Genomic DNA, 19,607 nt, shown 5'->3' with positions numbered 1-19,607 from the left:
CCCTGTTAGCCAGGCAGGCTTATTTTTTTACGTTTTGTAGGTTGTAAAGTGTTGCCTTACTTAGGGGTAGCCACCTGCTGGCGTTAATCACAGGTTTTATATCATGCCAAAAATGAAGACCAAACGGGGCGCAGCCAAGCGTTTCCAGGTCCGCGGTAGCGGGTCGATCAAGCGGGGTCAGGCGTTCAAGCGTCACATCCTCACCAAAAAAACCACCAAGAACAAGCGTCAGTTGCGCGGTTCTGCAGCGGTTCACAAGTCTGATGTTGCGTCTGTACGCAGCATGATGCCTTACGCTTGATTTAACGGAGATCTAATATGCCACGCGTAAAACGCGGCGTTACCGCCCGCGCCCGTCATAAAAAAGTCCTTAAAGCTGCCAAAGGTTATCGCGGTCGCCGCGGTAATGTATTCCGGATAGCCAAACAGGCGGTCATGCGTGCAGGCCAATACGCCTACCGCGACCGTCGCAACAAAAAGCGTACTTTCCGTGCGCTCTGGATCACTCGTATCAATGCCGCTTGCCGCGAATTGGGCGTTACTTACAGCGTCTTCATTGCCGGTACGAAAAAGGCATCGATCGAACTCGATCGCAAGGTATTGGCCGACATGGCTGTTAACGACAAGGCAGGTTTTGCCGCTGTCGTCGCTCAGGCTCAAGCTGCACTAGCTTCCTGATCGGTATACCGACTGTGTTGTGACAAAAACGGGGCTCGTTCTGGGCTCCGTTTGTATTTGGAAAAGCGATATCCATGACTTCCCCGGTTGATGACCTGATTGTTCAGGCCCAAGAAGCATTTGCGCAGTCCGCTGATGTGACCGCGCTTGAAAACGCCAAAGCCCGCTTTTTAGGTAAGCAGGGCGCGCTGACGGCCATGATGAAAAGCCTGGCCCAGCTCGAGCCCGAGCAGAAACGTGCCGAAGGGGCGCGTATTAATCAGCTAAAGCAACAGGTCGAAAGCCTGCTTGCCGCCCGGCGCGCCGAACTGGCACAAGCCGAGCTCGACAAGCGTCTGGCCGCAGAAACCATCGATGTCTCTTTACCCGGCCGTGGTGCCTCGGTGGGTGGTATACACCCGGTTATTCAAACCTGGCAGCGTGTCGAAGCTATTTTCCGTTCGATTGGTTTCGAAGTGGCCGACGGCCCCGAAATCGAAAACGACTGGACCAACTTTACCGCGCTTAATAACCCCGAAAATCACCCAGCGCGTTCCATGCAAGACACCTTTTATGTCGACATGAACGACGAACAAGGGTTGCCGTTCTTGTTGCGCACGCACACCAGCCCCATGCAGGTGCGTTACGCGCGCATGAACAAGCCGCCTATCAAGGTGATTGCGCCTGGCCGTACGTATCGTGTCGACAGTGACGCTACCCATTCGCCTATGTTTCATCAAGTCGAAGGGTTATGGGTTGCCGAGAACATCTCGTTCGCCGATCTCAAAGGCGTGTACACCAATTTTTTGCGTGCCTTCTTCGAAACCGACGACCTTTGTGTTCGCTTTCGCCCCTCGTTTTTCCCCTTTACCGAACCTTCAGCCGAGATCGACATGATGTTCACGTCCGGCCCCAATCAGGGCCGCTGGCTCGAAATCTCGGGTTCCGGGCAGGTGCATCCGCAGGTTATTCGCAACTTCGGTCTCGACCCCGAGCAATACATCGGCTTTGCTTTCGGTTCTGGTCTTGAGCGTCTGACCATGCTGCGCTACGGCGTAAACGATTTGCGTCAGTTTTACGAAGGTGACCTGCGCTTCCTGCGTCAGTTCAATCGCTAACCCGAATACGGATCAGGTTTTTTATCATGCTATTCCCAGAATCTTGGCTGCGTTCGTTCACCGACCCTGACCTGACGACCGACGCACTGTCGCACCAACTCACCATGGCCGGCCTCGAGGTCGAAGAGACTCAGCCGGTAGCGCCGCCGTTCAGCGGTATTGTGGTTGCCCATATCACCGATATTGCGTCTCATCCCGACGCCGACAAGTTGCGCGTGTGCCAGGTCGACGATGGTTCGGGCACGCCGTTGCAAATTGTGTGCGGCGCCCCTAACGCGGCCGCCGGCCTCAAGGTACCGCTGGCCCGCATTGGCGCCGTCTTGCCTGGCGGCATGAAAATTGGCAAGGCCAAAATGCGCGGCGTCGAGTCGTTCGGCATGTTGTGCTCGGCACGCGAACTGGGTCTGTCGCAAGATCATGCGGGCTTGCTCGAACTGGCGGCTGATGCGCAGCCGGGTCAGTCGCTGCGCGACTTGCTCGACCTCGACGATACATTGTTCACGCTTAAGCTGACGCCTAACCGTGCCGACTGCTTGTCTATTTTGGGCGTGGCGCGCGAAGTGGCGGCACTTACCGGCGCCCCGTTGCGTCGTCCGCAGGTAACACCTGTTCCCGTTACGCTGGCCGATCGCTTGCCGGTCGATGTTCAGGCCGCCGACTTGTGTGGTCGCTTTGCCGGTCGCGTTATTCGCGGTGTCAACGCGCGCGCCCAAACGCCGGCCTGGATGAAGTCTCGTCTCGAACGTGCGGGTCAGCGTTCTATTTCGGCATTGGTCGACATTTCGAACTACATCATGCTTGAACTGGGGCGCCCAACCCACGTGTTCGATCTTAAAACCATCAGTCAGGGGCTGACCGTACGTTGGGCACGCGAGGGTGAAACCCTTAAGTTGCTGAACGAGCAAACTGTTAGCCTACAACCGGACGTGGGTGTGATTGCCAGTGGCGACCAGCTTGAAAGTCTGGCCGGGATTATGGGCGGTGATGCCAGCGCCGTAACGCTCGACACCACCGACATTTATCTGGAAGGCGCTTTCTGGTGGCCCGAGGCCATCATGGGCCGCGCCCGCCGGTTCAAGTTCAGTTCCGAAGCCAGCCATCGTTTCGAGCGTGGCGTCGACTTTGCCAATATTCCTGAAGATCTCGAGGTCATGACACGCATGATCGTCGATATTTGCGGCGGTGAGGTTGGCCCGCTCGACGATCAGATTCTGAACCTGCCTTCGCGCAACCCCGTCGAGTTGCGTCTCGATCGCTGCCGGCGCGTGCTGGGCATCGACGTGTCCCAATCGCAAGTTGAAGATATTTTCTCGCGACTGAACTTGCCTTTCGAAGTCAGCGGTAATGTATTCCGTGTGTCGCCACCGTCCTATCGTTTCGATCTCTCCATTGAAGAAGATCTGATCGAAGAAGTTGCGCGTGTCTACGGTTTCGAGCAAATTCCAGATGTTGCCCCGATGGCGCCTGCCGTCATGACGGCCGCCCCCGAGGCCCGCCACGGCCCGCATTTGTTGCGCGAGCGTATTGCGGCGCGCGACTACCAGGAAGTCATCAACTTTTCATTTGTTGAAGAGACGTGGGAACACAACTACGCGGGTAATACCGATCCTATTCGATTGCTGAATCCGATCGCCAGTCAGTTGGCCGTGATGCGCTCCAGTCTGATCGGGGGCTTGTTGGCCAATATCCGCCATAACGCCAATCGTAAGCAGTCGCGCGTCCGAGTGTTCGAGCTGGGCCGGGTTTTTGCGCGCGACGCCGCCGTGTCCGACGGCGACCTCACCGTCAAGGGTGTGAACCAGCCGCAGCGTCTGGCAGTCGCTGCTTGGGGCCCGGCCGCGCCCGAGCAGTGGGGCGTGCCGGTTCGGCAGGTCGATTTCTACGACGTAAAAAGCGATCTCGAAGCTTTGCTGGGCACTCGTGCCGCGACGCTGGTTTGCGAGGCAGCCGAACACCCCGCGCTTCACCCTGGTCGGGCAGCCCGGTTGGTACTCGACGGCAAGCCCATCGGCTGGTTGGGTGAGGTGCATCCTCGCTGGGTTCAACAGCTCGAACTGGCGCACGCGCCTGTAGTCTTTGAGGTCGATGTCGAGGCCATTTCAGTAAGTCCCATGCCCGCGCCGACTGAGCTGTCGCGTCAGCCTATCGTCATTCGCGATCTGGCCGTTTGGATTGGGGCCGGCGTGGCTTACGGCGACTTGTTGCACACCTTGCGTCAAGCTATTTCGGCCGATCCAAAACTGGCTATTGTCAAAGACATTCGCCTGTTTGACGTCTGGCGTGATAAAAACGCAGTACAGGCCGGGCAGTCGCCCGAAACCAGTCTGGCTTTGCGTTTCTGGTTGCAAGATGCCGATGTCACGCTCGACGACGCACAGGTCGAGGCATGTATGGCCACGTTGCTCGACGCATTGGTCAAGGTTCACGGCGTTCGTCAACGCGCTTAATTAGGGGTACCCATATGGTCCAGGAAACACGTACGCTGACCAAAGCAGAACTTGCCGAACTTCTGTTCGACCGCGTAGGGTTGAACAAGCGCGAAGCCAAAGATCTAGTCGATACTTTTTTTGAAGAAATCCGCGATGCGCTGGCGCGCGGCGTCGAGGTCAAATTGTCGGGCTTTGGTAATTTCCAGGTGCGCGACAAGCCGCCGCGCCCGGGGCGCAACCCGAAAACCGGCGAGGTGATTCCGATCGAGGCCCGGCGCGTGGTGACGTTTCATGCCAGCCAGAAGCTTAAAAGCGCCGTCGAGCAGGCCGTACCGGTGCCGGCCGACGTCTCGTCCAATTGAATTTGAGTTCTGTCCTGCGTTTGTTATTATCGAACGCCTGAATTGAGTTTACCTTTCCCAATAGGTCAGACCCTCGCCCATGACTACGAACGAACCGTCCGTCATTTTGCCGCCGATCCCCGCCAAGCGTTACTTCACGATTGGTGAGGTCAGCGACCTGTGTTGCGTCAAACCCCATGTTTTGCGTTACTGGGAGCAAGAGTTCACACAACTCAAGCCGGTCAAGCGACGCGGTAACCGTCGCTATTACCAGCACCACGAAGTTTTGCTCATTCGTCGCATTCGCGACTTGCTCTACGAGCAAGGTTTCACCATTAGCGGTGCGCGCAATCGTTTGGGTGACGCCCGCGACGTACCCCACGACCAAGATGCGGCCGTCCGGCTGACAGGTGCCGAGTTTCAGGCGCTGCGGTCCGAGCTTTCCGATATCCGCGACGCCCTGGCCGAGGCGCTCGACGGCACCAGCCGATAATGCGCTTGCAGGCGCTGCACGCACTTTGTCTAGACGACCCAACGCAAAAAGTTGCTGCAGTACAAACCCTTCAGGCGGCGCTTGCCCAAGGCATCGATACCCAGGTTCAACTGGCGGCCACGGCCGCTATTCCGGGGCGGCCGGCCAAGCCCGAGCTGGTCGGTCCATTCAAGGTTAAACAGCGTTCGCCGCACAGCCCGCAAGGCTTGGCAGCGCTTATTCACGCCCTGGCCCATATCGAATTCAACGCTATCAATCTGGCGCTAGACATCATCTGGCGATTTGCCGGGATGCCGGTTGCGTTCTATGTGGATTGGTTAAGGGTCGCGCGCGAAGAGGCCTACCACTTTGGGTTGTTGAGTGCCCACTTGCAGTCGATGGGGTACGCCTATGGCGACTTTCCGGCCCATGACGGGTTGTGGGATATGGCCGAACGAACGTCGGCCGATTTGCTGGGGCGTCTGGCTCTGGTTCCCCGCACCCTAGAGGCGCGAGGGCTGGACGCGTCGCCGCCAGTACGCGCCAAGTTGCAGGCTGCCGGTGACGCTACCGGGGCCGGCATCATCGACATTATTTTGCGCGACGAAATTACCCACGTAGCCATTGGCAACCAGTGGTACCGCTATTTGTGCGACCAGCGCGGGTTAGACCCCGTGGCGCATTACGCTGTTTTGGCTAAACAGTATCGTGCGCCCCGGCTTAAAGGGCCATTTAATCTGGACGCACGTCGTGCTGCCGGGTTCACCCAGGCTGAGCTTGAGGCGCTGCAGGCGCAAGATCAGGCCCCGGCAACGTCGTAATAACCGCCTGACCAATAAACAAAACGGTACCGTCGGGCTGGGCGTTGCTGCTTCGGCTGGTGTCTTCCAGCGTAATTTCAAACAATTGATTGTTGGTCAGCATTGTGTTTGCCGGCAGGGTAACGTTATTTTTGGTGCCGTCATTCAACCACCCTAAAAACGTCGCTTCGGCTTGTGCCGGGGCGCGTGTCCAGAGTGCCAGGCCTTTACCTGCCTCGTTGTCGCTGCTGATCAGAGACTCAAGTTTGAGTGTATGGCTAGCCGGACGGGTGACTACCCAGCCAGGGGTCGAGGTGCTGCCGGGGGGTTGGAGTATGGCGATGAACAGCGTTTCGGGTTGGGGTGGGGCAGCAGGTACAGTGGGTTCGGGTGTGGATGCCGTCATGAAGATGCCGGTGCTGGCCGAAACGTAACCCAGCGCCGCGCCAATCAGTAAGGTTGCAAGCAAAATAGCGGGTTTGCTACGAGGCTTATTGCGTGCGCTTCGCTGAATGCCTGCACCTGGTCCGGTCGTTTTAAGCGTACCGGCTACCGCGTTAGACGCTGCGGCAGATGACGCTGCCGAAGCATTTGCCGGCGCATGCGAGGTATTGGCGTCAGAAGACAAGTTTGGTGTTTGCGCTGGGGCATTGCCCCGGCTGGACGCGGGCGCTGTGTTTGCTGACGTGATGGTGTGGCTTGCGCCTTTGGGCGAGGCCGTCGTGGCAAAGGCGCCTGTTTTAGCGGCCGATGCGCCCGGTGTACTGGCGGCAGATGCAGTGGCTGCGGAGGCTGCCGGTGCCGGTGTTTCGGGGCGGGCCAAAGGTTGTATGTCGGGGTCAATACGGGGCAGGCCAAGTGTTTTTTGAACACGCCCATAGATGACCGGATCCGGGATGACCGGCGTCAACCGATCGGCCAGCGCCAGCAAGACAGTTTCCCAATGCAGCGCCTGCTGCACGGCGTCGTCATTTTCACTGATCAGCTCCCGGGCGTTTTGTTCTTCGTGATCTTGCAAAGTGCCCAGGGTGTATTGCGCAATGGCAAGACGCTGGGCCTGGGGAAGGGGCCCCCCATAGGCCGTCTTTTTTTCCAGATACTGCAAGGCCTGATTCAGGAGTTGCCTGATTTCATGCTCGGGCTGTTCGAGCACGCGCGTTATTTGTGCGGTGTGCAGTCCTTTGTAGTAGGCCAGGCCTAGAGCATCTGCGGCTAGGGGTTCGACGCGTTCAAGCCCGTCGTGCAAGTCTTCGTGCATCAGTCGGGTATTCTCGTCGAGCCAGGTATGCAACTGATTGATGCGTGCCGTGTCGAGCGGTACTGGGTTGTGCCGTAGTTCACGCATCAGGCGGTAACGCAAGATGCTGTATATCCAGGCGCGCGCGCTGCCTGCCGACGGGTCGAACTGGTCGGCATGTTCCCAGACCATGACGCAAACATCGTGAAGGGCTTGTTGCGCTTTGCCGTGGTCTTCAAGCACCTGATCGGCAAGCGCCAGCATGACGGCTGCTTCCTGCTGGTACAACGAAGACAATGCCTGGGCATTACCCTGCCCGCACTGTATCAGCGTGTGGTTGTAATTGAAGTGGCTGACCGCCATGAGACCTCTGTTTGTTTCGGGTTCAAGAATGTGCAGTTGATAATTGTATGCGGGCTTGGCATAAAAAATGAGCCTGCGGCATGCGTTCTGTACAAACAGGCAAGGACTTTCGCCCCGGCGTAAAATGGGGCCCCGTCTATCAGGCGTCTTTATACGTCGTATCCCCTGCCATGAGATTTTCTGCCCGAGGCCCGGCGCCTGCCGACCGTAACGACATCCAGACCCTCAAGTCGCTGCTGCCCTATGTATGGCAGTTTAAATGGCGGGTGTTGCTGGCCATGGGTTGCCTGGTGGCCGCCAAGGTGGCCAGCGTTACGTTGCCGCTCTACCTGAAAGATCTGGTGGATCAGCTCAGCGTGCCGCAAACGCTTATGGTGCTGCCGGTCGCGGCATTGCTGGGGTATGGGTTTGCCCGGTTGGCCACCAGTGTGTTTGGCGAACTGCGCGATGCACTGTTTGCGCGGGTAACCCAAGGCTCGATCCGCACCATTGCGACCCGGCTTTATCAGCATCTGTTTACCTTGTCGATGCGATTTCATTTGCAACGCCAAACAGGCGGGCTGAGTCGAGATATCGAGCGTGGTACCAAAGGCATTGGTTTCTTACTCAATTTCACGGTCTTCAATATTTTGCCGACCTTGCTTGAAATCGGCATGGTGGCGATCATTTTGTTCTGGCGTTATGACTTCTGGTTTGCCGTCATTACCCTGGGCACCATCGCGGCCTACATCATCTTTACGCTGGTGGTCACCGAGAAGCGTATGGTGTATCGGCGCAGCATGAACGATCTGGACAGCAAGGCCAACAGTAAGGCTATCGATGCGCTCATCAACTATGAAACTGTTAAGTACTTTGGCAACGAGCGCTACGAGCTTAATCGCTACGACAGCAATCTGGGCAAGTGGGTTGATTCGGCCGTAAAGAATCAGGTGTCGCTCAATTTCCTGAACATGGGGCAGGGCGTCATCATCACGGTGGGCATTACCCTGTTACTGTGGTTGTCGGCCAAGGGCGTGGTGGCGCAAACCATGACAGTAGGCGATGTGGTTCTGGTGTCGGCGTATTTAACCCAGCTTTATGCACCGCTTAATTTTCTGGGCTTTGTCTATCGTGAAATCAAGCATGCTCTGGCCGATATGGAGCGCATGTTTGGTCTGATGGCGCAAGATCGCGAAGTGGCCGACGCGCCCGATGCCAGGCCCCTGAGTACGCGTCAGGCCGAAATTCGTTTCGAGAACGTGGATTTTTCGTACGAATCGAACCGGCAAATTTTGTTTGGGGTCTCGTTTACTATTCCAGCGGGCAAAACATTAGCGGTTGTGGGCGCCTCGGGCGCAGGTAAGTCAACGCTGTCCCGATTGCTTTTCAGGTTTTATGACGTAACCGGCGGCGTTATTAAGGTCAATGGCACCGATATCCGCCAACTGACGCAAGACAGCCTGCGCCAGCATATCGGTATCGTGCCGCAAGATACCGTGCTGTTCAATGACACCATTGGCTACAACATTGCTTACGGCAACCCCAATGCCACGCAGGAACAAATTGTGCAGGCTGCCAAGGCCGCCCGCATACACGATTTTGTTTCGCGATTGCCCGATGGTTACGACACCCAGGTGGGTGAGCGCGGCCTGAAGTTGTCGGGCGGCGAAAAGCAGCGGGTGGCGATTGCACGTACGCTGCTTAAAAACCCGCCAATTCTTATTCTCGACGAAGCCACCAGTGCGCTCGACACCCAGACCGAAAAGGCCATTCAGGACGAACTAGGCGAAATTTCGCGTGATCGCACCACGCTGATTATTGCTCATCGCTTGTCGACAGTTGCCGACGCCGATGAAATACTGGTGATGGATCATGGTCGGGTAATTGAGCAGGGAACACACCGACAACTATTGGCGCAGAACGGGCGTTATGCGCAAATGTGGGCGCTGCAGCAGGCTGAAAGCCCGGAGGCCCCCATTTGATTGTTGTCATCGGTTACAGTTGACCGACCCGGGGTCGGCATCGCCCCCCATGCAGGCCCAGCCCAGCTTTGCGCCACGCGACACAGCGGCATACACCGCCGCGTTGCGATTGTGGACATCAAGCCGCTGATACAGGGTTTCGGTGTGCGCTTTGGCCGTGGCCACCGAAATATTCAGGCACCGCCCAACGGTTTTCATGGGGTACCCACGGGCTAGCAAAACGAGCACTTCGTATTGGCGGGGCGTCAGACCCAACATTTCGTGTTCGGCCATTTCTTTTTTGGGTGGTGCTTTGGGTGGTGGTGAGGTTTCGGCCACCGGCGGCCAGCGTGGCGGCGTATATGGGCGCATCAGGTCGTCGGTTGTCGCGGCGCTGGCAGGCAGGGTATTGGATACGGCTGCCGGCGTGGTTGCCTGCGACGCGATAGGGGGGCAGATATCGGCGGAAAGCATTTCCCGCCCGCCAATACCAGGCGAACTGCCGCCAGAAGCATTTCGGGCGCACAGCTGATGCATAAATAACCGGCCAGACGCCCCGAGAGGGCGGCCAATTGGGCCGGCATAACTTTCTCTTCGCCCATGGCAATGATGGAGACCGGTTTGAACGCGGCCTCGACGGCGGCCACCTGACGCGCGATTTCGTCGGGGTTATACAGTGACAGCAAGACCAGATCGGTGGCCCACTGGGTTTGCGGCTGTGCCGAAACCAACGGATAGTCTTGGCTTTGCAGTGTAACGTCAGGGCCCAGGTCGGCCAGAAGTTGTACCAGGCCAAGCCGGAGTAACGCATGGGGCTCGATGATCATGATGTTTGCCATTTCTACATCCTTTGAATGATGTCGGCAGCTTGTCTATGGCACCCGGGGTATGCAACGTATTGCAATAGTAATAACGGTTGCCGACAGGGTCAATAAAGATTCCGTTTAAATATTTCTTTCAATTTTCTGATTTAAATAGTTTTTTTATGTTTCGGGCGTAAAGCCGGGGCAGGGCAATTGAAACTTTCGCTCGGTGTTGTCGGCCGATCGCAAAGTCAGGGTCACCTCGCACGTATCTTGAGCACTGCGTGTAAGCGCGAGCGTCCCCAGGGCGGTGGCCTGGTCAGCCGTCAGGTGAATAGTTCCGCCTTGGCGTAAGCGGCTATTGCCTTGCGCAGCGCTGCGGTGGGCCTCGACGACATATTTCAGTGTCGTTTCTGTCGAGCTCTTTACGTACGGCACAATAATCTGGGGTTGCGTGCGTTGAGCCGTCTCTAGCCACACTTGAATGTTCGCGTCGATGTTCACAGTTGTCTCCTCAACCCGTCATGCCAGAACGCATTGGCGATGCCTTTTGGGTTGTTTATGGCCGGTTTGCGGCAGGCAAGCCGGGCGTGCCTGCCGCGTAACCGTCGTTTAGTGTTGTACGACGTTGGCTTTGTTGAAGTTGCCTACTTGTGTCACAGAAGCGTTTTGGCCGGAATTACGCTGAGTGACTGTAGCCACGTTGTAGCTGCCTTGCTGCAGTACGGTGGCGTTCAGGCCTTTGCCGTACTGGTCAACGGAGGCCTTGTTGTGGCTGCCGGATTGCGTAATGATGGCACTGTCGGCGTCGCCGCCTGTGCCGCGCTGAAGGATGACGGCTTCATTTTTGTGGCCGCTCTGGTTGATGGTGCCTGTTACGTTATGGCCGGTTTGGCCAATGTAGGCGTCATGGCCCCAGCCGCTTAACTGGTTGACCGCAGCCACCTGGTTCGTGCCGTCAACGGTAACCGAATGACCGGGCCAGCAGCCGTGCCAGCCGCACCCGCCGCCAACCGTCGACGTGGTGCCACCTTGTTCAATGACGACATCGCTGAAGCTGGCAGCCTGATAAACGGTGGCACTCGAGCCGGTGACGTCACGTTGGCTGATGTAGTTGTCATTGTTGTTGCCCCAGTTGGTGTTGATGGTCGCCGTTGTGGCCATCGTATCCTGTTGCACCACGACGTTGTCGTTCATGTTGCCGTAGGTGTTCACCGTGGCGTTGGCATTGATATTGCCGTACTGCTCGATCGACGAATCGTTGCCCCAGCCGTTCTGGTAAATGGTGGCGTTGTTGGCCGCCATGGCGCCTGAAGCTGCGCCAAAGGCCAGTGTGACGCCCAATGCGACTGCAGTAAGTTTGATACTCATTTTGCTTCTCCTCGTTGATGAAGGCCAACACTGCTTCTCTCGCGTACCTGGCGGCCTTCAGAACCCGGTACCCGTCCCTTCTGTTTATTCGTATCGCGATAATCGTTTAGTGCGCGCTATGGGTTCGACGTGTCGGTATTGACGATCGTGCCGGCGTCAGCGCCCATGCCTACGCCTCCCGGACCCATGTCGGCAGCAACCGCCGCATAATTGGTTTCTTCCTGCAGGTAGCTCTGGATGACCGGCTGATTCCAGTCGGCCTCATTGCGCAGTGCCCACTGGCCGTCTTTCAGCCCACGAACCGTGAGGTAGATCACCGCCGCCTCAATGGCTTCTTTCACCGCCAACTGGGCAGGTTCGTTACGCGTGATCCCGCCTTCAATTTCAAGCAGGTCTTTGAAATTCACAAACTTGAAGACACTGGGCCTGATTTCGTACGAGAAAATGGTTTTTGTCGTGGACACGGTTTGCAGGATTTGCCCGGTACGGATGTCGACACTGCGCAGACCGATGGTGACCTGGTCGACGCGGTACAGCGTCGAAGCGCCAACCCCCAGGAATCGCGCACCAAGGCCACCGGTCCGGACATTGCTTTCGTAAGAAATGATCCCGCCATCGATCAGAATGGAGGCCGGCACCAGCGGGGGGATATAAATCTGCGGCGTATTCTTGTCTTGTGAGCCATCCAGCGCCCGAACAATACGGCGTTCGGTCAGCAGTTCTTGCAGGCTTTCGCGCTCAACCGGGGTAAACCAGCCCGAATCTTTCAGCGCCTTGATCAGCATCGACGCGGCGCCTTGCGTGACCGAGGTCGAAAACGAGCTGTCGGGCGCCGGCTTGTACTGTCCGGTCTGGTCGCGAAAGCCATAGACGGCCACCACAATTTTGCCTTTGGGCTGCGGCAGTTTCAGCAAGTCGTGCGTCGAAGGCGTAGCTGGCGTCAGTTGTGCCTGATTGGCGACTTCGGCCGGCTTTTGCAACGGAGCGCAGGCCGCCAGCGCAGCACAGACGGCTAGCACAGGCCCCAGTTTGGCCAAGCGGTTGCTATACGATTTTGCGGCTACTGGCGCCACGGATGTCAGAGCGGTGTTCATTGGCTGACCTCGAAAGTTGTCACTGCGCCGGTGGCTTTGTCCATTGTGGTGATCGTCAGGATGCCGCCACCGCTGTCGGCAATCGTGATCGTGAAGTTGCCGGTTTCGACCGTACCGGGTACAAGCTTGCCGGTGACGGGGTCAAACAGGTTAGACGTTGCGGCCGAGGTCAGGCGCGACAGTACCGCGCGCTCAAGACTTTCCTGAAAAGCTTGCAATGGCGTTTGCTGTGTGCTTTCTATGCCGCTGGTGTCATCCAGGGCAGGGTCTTTGTGTTTGTTGGTGGCCAGGGCCGAGTTCAGCATCCACGAACCATTCAGCGGGTTGCCCCCAAAAGATGGGTTGATGGGGTAATAGATCAGTTCGCTGGCTTTAAGTGGCGGCGACATTCCTATTGCGGCGATCAGGGCCGCAATAGCGACGCGCTGAATTCCTGGCTTGCTGGACATGATGGTCTCCTTGATTACAGTTCTTCTTCGCCCAGATCAGGGCTTTTGAACAACGCACGCCGCACTTCGTTTTCCATGATGTTCTGGTAAACAAGGTCAGCAGCCTGCTCGCTGGCTTCGCGCGCGGCCTGACGAGCCGGCGATAAAAAAGTGTGGAACATTCGGGTACGGCGGAATTCGATCCAGATCTCGCTGCCCCAACGGGCCGATGGGCGCTCGAATATGGTGATGGTGTATTTGTTGTCGCCATCCAGATGACGCCAGGCAGTCACAAAATAGTTGTAGAAGTCTTTGCCCAGCACGGTGATGGTGCGGTTGATGACAATTCCGGTCAGCGGGTCTTCCAGGCGCTTGCGGCTTTCTCGGTCTGCATCCAGGCTCCCATTAAGCTTTCCGTTCAGCGTGCCATTGCCATTGCCGTTTGTTGCACCGTTCGATGTACCTGAGCGTGCGGGCTTATCGATTTTTGATGTCGTACCCACGGGTCGGCTGGCGCTCTCGGTAGTTTTCAGAGGCGCCGCGGCGGCTACCTGGGCAACGGTTGCATACAGGGCGCATACCACTGCGGTCAGCATTCTGGCCGGCAGTGTTTTGCGATCTGAAACACGGTTACTCATGGCAGCGCCTCCGGGCGTTTCTGAAACATGCTTTACACAATCGTGAACATCACTACGTTTTGCTAACACCTTGAAAACCATGATAGAGACGGGGACAGTCACAAACATGAGATAAAAGTCTTAGGCCGGAAAGGTTTTTGAACGTAGGCTTTGGCGTGTCGTATTCGGCTGCAAGGGGGAAGGGTTTCCCCCGTATGGCTAGGCTATAAGGCGCAAATGGCCAGCATGCTTTGCGCGTCCGTCGTCATCGGTTTCCAGCCTGACGATGGTGCCTTCTTCGGTGTGGTAAATCACCGTACGACGGCTTTCGTGAACACTTTCCAGGTCTTCTGGCGCAATCAGGAAATGATCAGCAACAACCCGGTCGTCAACGAGCGGGTGATAGGCTGCAGCCTCCGCCGTCAGGCCACGTTGATATAGCCATTTGTTGTAGAGCGACCAGGCCGTCAGCCCGAGGCTGCTGCAAACCAGGGTTGCCGAAAAAAGGCTGACGGCGTTCATATCCAGCGCGAGCGTCTGTACTGAGGCATAGGCAATAGAGTCTGGCGCGAGCAGGTAGGCAAAGCCCGTCCAGCCCAGTGCGGTTGTGCCTCGGTCCATAATTTTGTGGATACGGGAACAGGGGGTATGAATCAGTGTGGTCATGTGAGCTCCTTGATCCCGCGGTCAGGGCTAGTCCAGCGGGCACGTCGGCGTCGCAGGCGAAGCATGACTTTAGGAAAGCTGTACAACGTGGTGGTGAAACTGATAAGCCAGTACAAGAACGGGTACCAGACGATCCAGTACAAAGATTTCGTCAGCCCGGGCTCATAGCGGTGGTCAATCAAGATGCTGATCGTGAACTGCAGCAGGCATACTGCGGCCAGCGCCAGGCCGGTGTATGTGGGCGGCAAAAATGCTGCAACCTGGGCCGGTTCGGGCAGCTCGGCCAGTGAACCGAGTACCCACAGCAAGATAGAAATTGCCAAAGCAAAGGCCCACAGCACCGACAAGGCGTAATCGATCATCAACAGCCACATGCGACGCTGATCCCACGCGACGATGGCGGTCAGGTTTTTCAAGAAGACCTCGGCACCGCCCTGGGCCCAACGCGACCGCTGCTTCCAGAGCCCCCGCAGCGTCTCTGGCATCAAGATCCAGCACAAGGCTCGCGGCTCATAGAACACCTGCCACTGCTTCATCTGCAGTTTCCAGGTGATATCGATGTCCTCGGTGATCATGTCCAGGCTCCAGTAACCGACCTCGTCCAGGGCGCTGCGCCGGAAGGCAGCCACGACGCCGGACACGCTGAAGATGCGTCCGTATACGCGTTGTGTGCGTTTGATCAGGCCGATAATGGAAGAAAATTCGCCTACCTGGATTTGTCCGATCAGGGTTGAGCGGGTACGAATACGCGGGTTGCCGGTGACCGCACCCACGCGTGGGTTGTCGACCAGCGGGGCGACCAGATAACGGCATGCTTCGGGCGTCAGCATGGCATCGCCATCAATACACACCAGGTATTCGCTGTTGGCCGCCATAGCACCCATGCGCAGCGCCATGGCTTTACCCTGGTTGTGCGCCAGATGCAGTACGCGCAGGTTCGGGTGTTGTTCAGCCAGTGCATCGCATACTGCGCCGGTGTCATCGCTCGATCCATCATTGATGACGATGACCTCCAGGTTGTCGTAGTCTTGCGCCAGCGCGGCCATGATCGTGTCATTGGCGTTCCGACCCTCGTTGTAACAAGGGATCAAAATGCTGATCCGTGGGTGACCCGCGAGATTTGGTGGGGGCTGGTCAGGGCCCCAGGGCCAGTGACGTTCCCAGCGCCACCAGAAATACACGCCGCCACTCATCCACAGTGCCGACATCACCAGCGGGTAATAAAAGACGTAGTTCAGCAACAGTGTGCTGGTCCAGCCCAGGGCCACACTAACGGGGGCGCCCACAACCATGGCCAGGGCAAGCAGGGCAATGAGTCTGTCTATCATTTGAAGGGATACCAAGCGTTGGACAAGACCGGCCGGATCACGCTAAGGCGCGGTGTGTCGGGGTTGTGGTCGTCGGTGCGATAGGTGTAGCTGCGTACGCCCCGTGTTTGAAGGTGCTTCATCTGGCCGGCCAGAAGGGTGTCGTCGGTGCCGGCAGATAAGGTAATGGCTGCCCGAGAAGGCGCAGCGCTGCGCTGGACGGCATCGGCCAGCACATTAAGTTGAAGGGTGTCGGTTTGGCGGCTTGGCGCCAGTAGCACCCAGTCGGCCGATGCCAGCGCCAGGTCGAGGCGGCGCTGCATGTGCTCGGCGGTTGCGCCGTCATCCACTTTCAGTACGCGGGCAACACGGGTGTCCTGGCCCCGGATGGCTTTGACGCGCTGGATGATGTCGTGATCGCGCAATGCCTGATCTGCCGTCGGGTTCGAAGCGCTGTCATCCAGCGCCAGGCCGGCAAAAATAGCGTACCGGGCCAGGTCTTCGTATAGCGCCGTGTTGGTCGGTTGCGGCAAATACGCGTACACATCCACAAACGCACGACTTCTTAATTGCCACGCTACCCGATTGAACAAATCAGCGCGTACAGGTCGTTGGCTATTAGGAAAGTAGACTGCCGGCTGGGTGTTGTCCGGCGTTGCTGCGTCGGCGGCCTCAAGGAATACCGTCGTAATCTGCAGATCGGCAATGCGCTGCACCAGTGCGCCCAGGTTCTCATCGGTCTTGGCTGGATCAGGGTCGTAGAGGTCTGCCAGGCGTACGTGCACGCCGCGCATGACTTCGGGGCGCTCTTGGGCCACGACCGCGTTGGCAAAGCCGGTCAGTGCCGGGTCGTTTGATACCAGTAAACGCGGGGCGCGGTCCATTTGCTGCATCGATGCCAGACCGTCGTCCAGCGTTAGCAGTAGCCGATAGCCTTCAGACTGAATAATGCTTGCGGCCATGCCGCTCGTGGTGCCATACGGCCATACCCACACCCGGGGCGCTTTACCGGTCGCCTGAGTGATCTTTTGGCTTATTGCCCGAACATCATCCCTAATCCGTACACTGAATTCGGCGTCGTTTTCGTATCGGCCGGTTGCAGGATCGTACCGGCGCGCAGCAGCGGCCGGCTGCTGATTACCCTGCGGGTTGGCCGTAATACCGTAGTGAAGGTTGTTGGTGTGGGCGGCTACTTCAACCAGGCCCGATGCGGCCATTTCAGTAATCTGCCCCCAAGTTAAAAACTTTTCGCGGGGTACTGGCTTCCCGCCAAAGCTGACGGTGCCGCCATTGTCTGGCGGATCGACCCATACACCTACCGGGGCCAATACAGCCGGCCAGTCATAGGCTCGCAACAATGGGTATACGCGTTCGTAGAAGCTGCGGTAGCCGTCGTCGAAGCTCAGCAGTACGGCGCGTGACGGCAATGCGGGGCCACCGTCCGCTGCCGCGAAAATCTGGTCAACGCTGACGGGTTGATAGCCGTTCGCGTGCAGCCAGGCAAATTGCTCTTGAAGATGCGTCGTGCCGACGCTGACAAAGGTCTGGTCGGGGTTTTCGTCTTCGACATCGTGGTAGGCCAGCGCCAGGTAGTGGTTTGTGGGCCAGGCCAGGGTGGCCGGCGACGCCTGTCTTTGCGCCGGCGGCACAAATGGCACGCCCCGATCGACACTGCTGCAAGCCGCCAAGAGCAGCGAAAAAAGCAGTAGGGCGGAAAAACGCAATACATTGGCAACCCGGCCTGCGCCGTAAGCGTGTCGGGTGTTGCCGCCTAACGGCGTCAAGACGTGGGCGTGAGGCATGAAGGGCTCCTAGAAGCGCAGATTGAGTTCAAGCTGAAAGCGCAGTTCGCGCTCTTGCTTGCCGTCATAAGGGCGCCTGACACCTAGCACGTTGGCTTGAATGTCGACGTTTTTGCCGGTTTGGTAGCGCACGCCATAGCCCACGGCCATCACACTGCCGGCGCTGTAGTCGCGCTGCTTGTACAGGCCTGCCCGTAACTGAAGGCTGTGCGTGACGACGGTGTCGTAGCGTTGGTACAGGGTTTGTGTCAGTACCAGGCCGGGGAATACCTCTAGGTCTTGACGGGGGCTGAAATAGGGGACGTCGGTGCGGCTGTTGCGCGAGGCGCTGACATCTAGTTCCAGGTGGGCGGTGAATTCAGCGCTGCTGTATAGCCGCTCACGGCCTGACAGCCGGGCTTCAAAGCGCTGATTGCCGTCACTGAACCGTGTAGGCGCAAAGGCGAGCAACCATTGGCTGTCGTCTTTGCCATTGCGCTGCACCCAAAGGTCAAGGCGCTTGCCCCAGATATTGTTTTTCAGTGCGCGCATGGGAGTGGATACCGGGCGCCATGCGGCTTGCGCACCGACTTGCCATTGGTCATTCAGCCACGCCGTGGCGGCTGCACGTGCGCCTATTTTGGTGCCGTAGCCATACTGCTGAGACGACACATCACCCTCGATAATAAGGTCACGTGTCCGCCATTGGGCACCGGCGCGCAGCCAGCGTTGGTTGAGCTCACCTTCTTCAAAGTCGCCCTGGGCGTACCCTGCGCCACCAAAATAGCGCATGCCGTTGTCACTGGTTGGCGTATAAAGCGTCGCTTCAGTCCGAAAATCCTTGCCGCCCGTAACGGGGCTGTCGGTAGCGTGTCCGCGCACTGCGCTGATCTGCAACTCGTATTTTTGCTGCGTCTCCCACTCTTCTTTTAAACGCTGTGTTGCCGGCGACTCGGGGTAGTGGGTAACGGCATAGTCTTTCAGCAGGCGCGCCTGCTCCCATTCGTGTAAAGACAGCGCATTCATGCCTTGCGCACTGATGAGTTCCGGATTCTGCGGTTCCAACGACTCGGCTTGCTTCAAGGTGACTTCGGCCTGACGATGAAAGCCTTGCAGGTATTGGGCGTTGCCCAGTGCGATGCGCAGACCCGCATCACGAGGTGCTTCATCGGCCAATTGTTGCAATTGATCTATAGCGTTACCGACTTGTCCAGCATAAATCGGGTCGATAGCCGATGTGCGTGCCGTATTAAGAAAGTTCTCGTTGGGCAAAGGCTGGGGGTTGCCGGCAACCCGACGCCATGGCCCCTGGCGGTTGGATAGGGCGGTTAAATGGGCCCGGGCGGCGGCGTGTTCACCACTTTCCTGCAGTGCGTAGTAGTAGGCCAGCTCGTCGTCATTGACTTCCGCACTGTCCAAGCGCTCGGCGTTCAGTGCCGCCTGGAATAGTGCCGTCGCTTTCTCGGGCTGTTTCAGGTACAGGTAGGCCGAGGCTATTTCATTGAGCAGGTACGACGGAATCGTAACGCCGCGACGCTGCATTGCTTCGTAGGTGTCAACCAGGGTCTGCATGGACTGGCGAGCATGCAAGGCCTGCAGGCGGTCCAGCTCAATGCGCCTATAAATAGCGGTATCGCTTAGTCCCTGTTTCTGCCAGTCGTTCAGGTACTGGTCATAGCGCTGTAATGCCTGATCTGCCAGACGGTAGCGTTCTTCCTGGTTGCGTGATGGTGTGCTGGCCAGGCGCGTGAGTTCGGCGGCTTCGTCGGCTTGGAGGACACGCAGTTCGTCGCTGCTGACTGCATTCGGGTAGCGCTGTGCCATTGCCAGCGCTGCGTTGCTTAAGCGGGCGTCGCGCAACGCAAAGATATATTGACGTCGCGCTTGCGTGTTGTCGGGGGCCAGTTGGTATGCGTTCTGCGCCTGTCGCAGCGCCTGGTAAATTTCGGGGGTTGTACCGTGGGCAGCAGAAGTGGCTAGCGCGAGCACGCAGCCGGCCTGTACCGATGCCCGAAAAATACTTGAACTGCGCTTTTTTTCCGATCCCATGGTTTGCCCCGGTCCATTTTTTTACGGCTAGATACAGCTGGTAGGGCAAACTATAAAAACGGCGCGCCAATACGAATATGCGCGAGATGACGTAAGTCGGGTGGCGCAGGCCGTGCGGCGCCCGGTCTAGGCTG

19 protein-coding genes and 1 pseudogene are annotated in these 19,607 nt (G+C 57.8%); 8 read left to right on the top strand and 12 right to left on the bottom strand.

Going from position 1 to position 19,607, the window contains the following annotated elements; translation table 11 throughout:
- Positions 1–103: 103 nt before the first annotated feature.
- From rpmI to CHR62_RS12100, 7 genes are all read left to right on the top strand, one after another.
- Complete coding sequence (gene rpmI / locus CHR62_RS12130; RefSeq protein ID WP_119443091.1) at positions 104–301, top strand: 50S ribosomal protein L35; 198 nt, start codon at positions 104–106, stop codon at positions 299–301.
- 17 nt (positions 302–318) lie between these two features.
- Positions 319–678: a 50S ribosomal protein L20 gene (gene rplT, locus CHR62_RS12125; protein ID WP_093971450.1), complete on the top strand. Its 360-nt coding sequence runs from the start codon at positions 319–321 to the stop codon at positions 676–678.
- 74 nt (positions 679–752) lie between these two features.
- On the top strand, positions 753–1,775 hold the full coding sequence (pheS, locus tag CHR62_RS12120) for a phenylalanine--tRNA ligase subunit alpha (RefSeq protein ID WP_093971451.1): 1,023 nt from the start codon (positions 753–755) through the stop codon (positions 1,773–1,775).
- Between the two features lie 26 nt (positions 1,776–1,801).
- Entirely contained in the window at positions 1,802–4,222 is a 2,421-nt protein-coding gene (pheT, locus tag CHR62_RS12115) for a phenylalanine--tRNA ligase subunit beta (protein ID WP_123661109.1), read from the top strand.
- Positions 4,223–4,236: 14 nt separating this feature from the next.
- Positions 4,237–4,566 (top strand): integration host factor subunit alpha, encoded by a 330-nt coding sequence (locus CHR62_RS12110; RefSeq protein ID WP_093971453.1) that lies wholly within the window; start codon positions 4,237–4,239, stop codon positions 4,564–4,566.
- Between the two features lie 79 nt (positions 4,567–4,645).
- Positions 4,646–5,038 carry a MerR family transcriptional regulator gene (locus CHR62_RS12105; RefSeq protein ID WP_093971454.1) on the top strand — a complete coding sequence of 131 codons (393 nt, stop codon included), beginning with the start codon at positions 4,646–4,648 and terminating at the stop codon, positions 5,036–5,038.
- Positions 5,038–5,838, top strand: coding sequence for a ferritin-like domain-containing protein (locus CHR62_RS12100; protein WP_093971455.1), 801 nt, complete (start codon positions 5,038–5,040; stop codon positions 5,836–5,838). The genes CHR62_RS12105 and CHR62_RS12100 overlap by 1 nt, the downstream gene beginning before the upstream one ends.
- On the opposite strand, the gene CHR62_RS12095 is transcribed toward CHR62_RS12100, so the two are convergent.
- Positions 5,780–7,417 (bottom strand): sigma factor, encoded by a 1,638-nt coding sequence (locus CHR62_RS12095; RefSeq protein WP_123661108.1) that lies wholly within the window; start codon positions 7,415–7,417, stop codon positions 5,780–5,782. The two genes, CHR62_RS12100 and CHR62_RS12095, sit on opposite strands and share 59 nt — an antisense overlap.
- A gap of 170 nt (positions 7,418–7,587) precedes the next feature.
- Here CHR62_RS12095 and CHR62_RS12090 point away from each other — a divergent pair, with 170 nt between their 5' ends.
- Positions 7,588–9,378, top strand: coding sequence for an ABC transporter ATP-binding protein/permease (locus CHR62_RS12090; protein ID WP_093971492.1), 1,791 nt, complete (start codon positions 7,588–7,590; stop codon positions 9,376–9,378).
- Between the two features lie 6 nt (positions 9,379–9,384).
- On the opposite strand, the pseudogene CHR62_RS15840 reads toward CHR62_RS12090, so the two are convergent.
- From CHR62_RS15840 to pgaA, 11 genes and pseudogenes are all read right to left on the bottom strand, one after another.
- A pseudogene (locus CHR62_RS15840) lies at positions 9,385–9,633 on the bottom strand (response regulator transcription factor); the annotation flags it as partial.
- 95 nt (positions 9,634–9,728) lie between these two features.
- A complete protein-coding gene (locus tag CHR62_RS15835) occupies positions 9,729–10,196 on the bottom strand; it encodes a hypothetical protein (protein ID WP_233574986.1) in 468 nt (155 codons plus the stop codon).
- A gap of 144 nt (positions 10,197–10,340) precedes the next feature.
- A complete protein-coding gene (gene csgH / locus CHR62_RS12080) occupies positions 10,341–10,664 on the bottom strand; it encodes a curli-like amyloid fiber formation chaperone CsgH (RefSeq protein WP_123661106.1) in 324 nt (107 codons plus the stop codon).
- 108 nt (positions 10,665–10,772) lie between these two features.
- Positions 10,773–11,531: a hypothetical protein gene (locus tag CHR62_RS12075; RefSeq protein WP_123661105.1), complete on the bottom strand. Its 759-nt coding sequence runs from the start codon at positions 11,529–11,531 to the stop codon at positions 10,773–10,775.
- Between the two features lie 116 nt (positions 11,532–11,647).
- A complete protein-coding gene (locus tag CHR62_RS12070) occupies positions 11,648–12,625 on the bottom strand; it encodes a CsgG/HfaB family protein (RefSeq protein ID WP_123661104.1) in 978 nt (325 codons plus the stop codon).
- On the bottom strand, positions 12,622–13,074 hold the full coding sequence (locus CHR62_RS12065) for a curli assembly protein CsgF (RefSeq protein ID WP_093971461.1): 453 nt from the start codon (positions 13,072–13,074) through the stop codon (positions 12,622–12,624). Before CHR62_RS12065 ends, CHR62_RS12070 begins: the two co-directional genes overlap by 4 nt.
- 14 nt (positions 13,075–13,088) lie before the next feature.
- Positions 13,089–13,691: a curli production assembly/transport protein CsgE gene (locus CHR62_RS12060; RefSeq protein WP_233574985.1), complete on the bottom strand. Its 603-nt coding sequence runs from the start codon at positions 13,689–13,691 to the stop codon at positions 13,089–13,091.
- A 198-nt stretch (positions 13,692–13,889) separates the two neighbouring features.
- Positions 13,890–14,336: a poly-beta-1,6-N-acetyl-D-glucosamine biosynthesis protein PgaD gene (gene pgaD / locus CHR62_RS12055; protein ID WP_093971462.1), complete on the bottom strand. Its 447-nt coding sequence runs from the start codon at positions 14,334–14,336 to the stop codon at positions 13,890–13,892.
- Entirely contained in the window at positions 14,333–15,664 is a 1,332-nt protein-coding gene (gene pgaC / locus CHR62_RS12050; protein WP_123661103.1) for a poly-beta-1,6-N-acetyl-D-glucosamine synthase, read from the bottom strand. The genes pgaD and pgaC overlap by 4 nt, the downstream gene beginning before the upstream one ends.
- On the bottom strand, positions 15,661–17,445 hold the full coding sequence (pgaB, locus tag CHR62_RS12045) for a poly-beta-1,6-N-acetyl-D-glucosamine N-deacetylase PgaB (RefSeq protein ID WP_123661102.1): 1,785 nt from the start codon (positions 17,443–17,445) through the stop codon (positions 15,661–15,663). The genes pgaC and pgaB overlap by 4 nt, the downstream gene beginning before the upstream one ends.
- A 9-nt stretch (positions 17,446–17,454) precedes the next feature.
- Entirely contained in the window at positions 17,455–19,473 is a 2,019-nt protein-coding gene (pgaA, locus tag CHR62_RS12040) for a poly-beta-1,6 N-acetyl-D-glucosamine export porin PgaA (RefSeq protein ID WP_123661101.1), read from the bottom strand.
- Positions 19,474–19,607 lie beyond the last annotated feature (134 nt).

Source organism: Pusillimonas sp. NJUB218 (genome assembly GCF_003788685.1).
GTDB lineage: Bacteria > Pseudomonadota > Gammaproteobacteria > Burkholderiales > Burkholderiaceae_B > Neopusillimonas.
This window is presented reverse-complemented; position numbering and strand designations above follow the sequence as displayed.